Source organism: Arenimonas sp. (assembly GCF_035721105.1).
GTDB lineage: Bacteria > Pseudomonadota > Gammaproteobacteria > Xanthomonadales > Xanthomonadaceae > Arenimonas.
This window is the reverse complement of the sequence record NZ_DASTNG010000045.1, coordinates 1-3,057: the sequence shown is the minus strand read 5'-3', so window position 1 is coordinate 3,057 and position 3,057 is coordinate 1. Positions and strand designations below refer to the sequence as shown.

Sequence of the window (3,057 nt, the reverse complement as noted above, 5' to 3'; positions counted from 1 at the left end):
CGCCGAGCAGCGGCAGTTTCAAGCCTTCCGGCAACTCGGCGGGGAAGCTCAGCACGTTGGTGGCGTAGTCCTTGCCGCGGTAGTGGCGGTTGAGGGCGCGGCCTTCCTTGGCGTCGACCAGCCGGATGGCCAGGTCGGCGCGCTTGATCCGGCCCTGCGCCGCGGCGGCGGCCCAGCGCCGGAAGCTGTTGGCGGCGGGCAGGCCGGCGCGCGGCAGGCCATAGGTGACGCTGACGTCCAACTGCACGGGACCCTTGGTCATTCCTGCGACTCCTTGCCGTCGCGGGCATCGTAGGCCCGGACGATGCGCGCCACCAGCGGATGCCGCACCACGTCGTGGGCGGTGAAGAAGGTGAAACTGATGCCCTCGACCCCGCGCAGCACGTCGATGGCGTCGCGCAGGCCGGACTTCTGGTGCTTGGGCAGGTCGATCTGGCTCAGGTCGCCGGTGATCACCGCGGTGCTGCCGAAGCCGATGCGGGTCAGGAACATCTTCATCTGTTCGATCGAGGTGTTCTGTGCCTCGTCCAGGATCACGTAGGCGTCGTTGAGCGTGCGGCCGCGCATGTAGGCCAGCGGCGCGATCTCGATGACGTTGCGCTCGAGCAGCTTGGCCACCTTCTCGACGCCCAGCATTTCGTACAGTGCGTCGTAGAGCGGGCGCAGGTAGGGATCGACCTTCTGGCTCAGGTCGCCGGGCAGGAAGCCGAGCTTCTCGCCGGCTTCCACGGCCGGCCGCACCAGCAGCAGGCGCTGCACGCGGCTCTCGTTCAGCGCCTCGACCGCGCTGGCCACGGCCAGGAAGGTCTTGCCGGTGCCGGCCGGACCGATGCCGAAGTTGATGTCGTGGGTGCTGATCGCATGCAGGTACTTGGCCTGGTTGGCGCCGCGCCCGCGCACGGTGCCGCGCTTGACCTTGATCGCGACCTCCTGCGGCTCGAACCCGTCGTCGCCGGTCAGCCGCTCCAGGTGCGCGCTGCCCAGGTGGGTGTGGATCCGGTGCGGATCGAGCACCTCGGTGGCGGCGTCCTCGTAAAGCTTGCGCAGCAGCTTCTCGGCCGCCGCGGCCGCCTTGGCCTCGCCGCTCACCCGGAAGACATGCCCGCGGTTGGCGATCTCCACCCCCAGCCGCAGCTCCATCTGCCGCAGGTGCTCGTCGAACGGCCCGGCCAGGTTGGCCAGCCGCTCGTTGTCCTCCGGCTCCAGCACGAAATCACGATGTATGGCGGGTTTGGTCATTTCAATTTCTTGCCACGGATGAACACGGATGGACACGGATAAGAACAGTTTTCTTCAGGTTCCCATCCACGCGTGATTGAGAGGGGCTATCAATAAAAGCACCGGTTTCTATGAAACTAATTTCTTTGGCTATATCCGTGCCCATCCGTGTTCATCCGTGGCAAAAAAGCCTTCCCGGTTAGTCGTCCGAAACAAGGATCTCGCCACGCAGCGAGTTGGCGCGGGCCTCGGTGATGCGGACATCGACGAACTGGCCGACCAGGCGCGGATGGCCGGGGAAGTTCACGTTGCGCATGTTCTCGGTCTTGCCGGTGAGTTCGCCGGGGTCGCGGGCGCTCGGCCCCTCGACCAGGACGCGCTCGACGCCGCCGACCATGGCCTCGGCGATGCGCTGGGCGTTGGCGTTGATGGCGGCCTGCAGGCGGTGCAGCCGGGCCTTGGCGACGTCGGCCGGGACCTCGTCGTGCAGGTTCGCGGCCGGCGTGCCCGGACGGCGGGAATAGGCGAAGCAGTAGCTCTGGTCGAAGCCGATCTCCTCGACCAGCTTCAGCGTGGCCTCGAAATCGCGCTCGGTCTCGCCCGGGAAGCCGACGATGAAGTCCGAGGCGATCACGATGCCCGGCTTGGCCTCGCGCAGCCGGCGGATGCGCGCCTTGTACTCGAGCACCGTGTGGCCGCGCTTCATCGCCGCCAGGATCCGGTCCGAGCCCGACTGCACCGGCAGGTGCAGGTAGCTGGCCAGCTGCGGCACGTCGCGGTGGGCCTCGACCAGCGCATCCGAGAACTCGACCGGGTGCGAGGTGGTGTAGCGGATGCGGCCGACGCCCTCGAGCGTGGCGATCGCGCGCACCAGGGTGGCCAGGTCGGCGGTGTCGCCGTCGTCGCCGATGGCGCCGCGGTAGGCGTTGACGTTCTGGCCCAGCAGGTGGATCTCGCGCACGCCCTGCGCGGCCAGCTGGGCGCACTCGAGCAGCACGTCGTCGAACGGGCGCGACACTTCCTCGCCGCGCGTGTAGGGCACCACGCAGAACGAACAGTACTTGCTGCAGCCCTCGATCACCGACACATAGGCGCTGGCGCCCTCGGCGCGCGGCGCCGGCAGCCGGTCGAACTTCTCGATCTCGGGGAAGCTGATGTCGACCTGCGGCCGGCCGGACGCGCGCCGGGCCTCGATCATGGCCGGCAGCCGGTGCAGCGTCTGCGGGCCGAACACCAGGTCGACGTGGGGCGCGCGCCGCAGGATGGCCTCGCCCTCCTGGCTGGCGACGCAGCCGCCGACGCCGATGATCACCGGCTTGGCCTTCTTCAGGTGCTTCCACTTGCCGATCAGCGAGAACATCTTGTCCTCGGCCCGCTCGCGGATCGAGCAGGTGTTGACCAGGATGACGTCGGCCTCGGCCTCGTCGTCGGTCAGTTCCAGGCCGTGCTCGGCCGCGAGGACGTCGGCCATCTTGGCCGAGTCGTACTCGTTCATCTGGCAGCCGTGGGTCTTGATGTGGAGCTTGCCCCGGGCGGGCGAGTTCACGGGCATGGCGGCGGTTAATCCGATCCGTGGGGGCGGGCATTGTAACCCCCCGGTGCAGGAGCGCCTTCGGGCGCGAAGCTTCTGGCCGGGAGCTTCGCGCCTGAAGGCGCTCCTACAATGGGGGTGGTACTTGGCTTTGGGGCCGGGTTGGAGTACACACGCGCCATGAACCTGCTGCGCCCGCTGACGCTGGCTTGCCTGCTCCTGGCCCCTCCGGCCTGGGCCGGCACGCTGTACAAGTGCACCGGCGCCGACGGCAGTCCCAACTACACGGGCAAGAAGGTCGCGGGCGC

The 3,057-nt window shown here is 68.2% G+C and carries 4 protein-coding genes; 1 reads left to right on the top strand and 3 read right to left on the bottom strand.

The window, feature by feature from the left end:
- The 3 genes from ybeY to miaB all read right to left on the bottom strand — a co-directional run.
- Positions 1-262: rRNA maturation RNase YbeY (gene ybeY / locus VFQ84_RS06625; RefSeq protein ID WP_325130475.1), on the bottom strand; the 262-nt coding region annotated here is incomplete at its 3' end.
- Positions 259-1,239, bottom strand: a complete 981-nt coding sequence (locus VFQ84_RS06620) for a PhoH family protein (RefSeq protein WP_325130473.1) — start codon at positions 1,237-1,239, stop codon at positions 259-261. The genes VFQ84_RS06620 and ybeY, both read right to left, overlap by 4 nt.
- A 178-nt stretch (positions 1,240-1,417) precedes the next feature.
- The gene (gene miaB, locus VFQ84_RS06615) at positions 1,418-2,770 is read right to left on the bottom strand and encodes a tRNA (N6-isopentenyl adenosine(37)-C2)-methylthiotransferase MiaB (protein ID WP_325130471.1); all 1,353 of its coding nucleotides are present in this window, start codon (positions 2,768-2,770) and stop codon (positions 1,418-1,420) included.
- Between the two features lie 111 nt (positions 2,771-2,881).
- On the opposite strand from miaB, the gene VFQ84_RS06610 reads away from it, so the two are divergent.
- The coding region (locus VFQ84_RS06610) for a DUF4124 domain-containing protein (protein WP_325130477.1) at positions 2,882-3,057 on the top strand (176 nt) is incomplete at its 3' end.

What these genes read in the sequence shown, in the direction of transcription:
- VFQ84_RS06620 (WP_325130473.1), bottom strand. Translation starts at nt 1,239, where the DNA reads ATGACCAAACCCGCCATACATCGTGATTTCGTGCTGGAGCCGGAGGAC.
- miaB (WP_325130471.1), bottom strand. Translation starts at nt 2,770, where the DNA reads ATGCCCGTGAACTCGCCCGCCCGGGGCAAGCTCCACATCAAGACCCAC.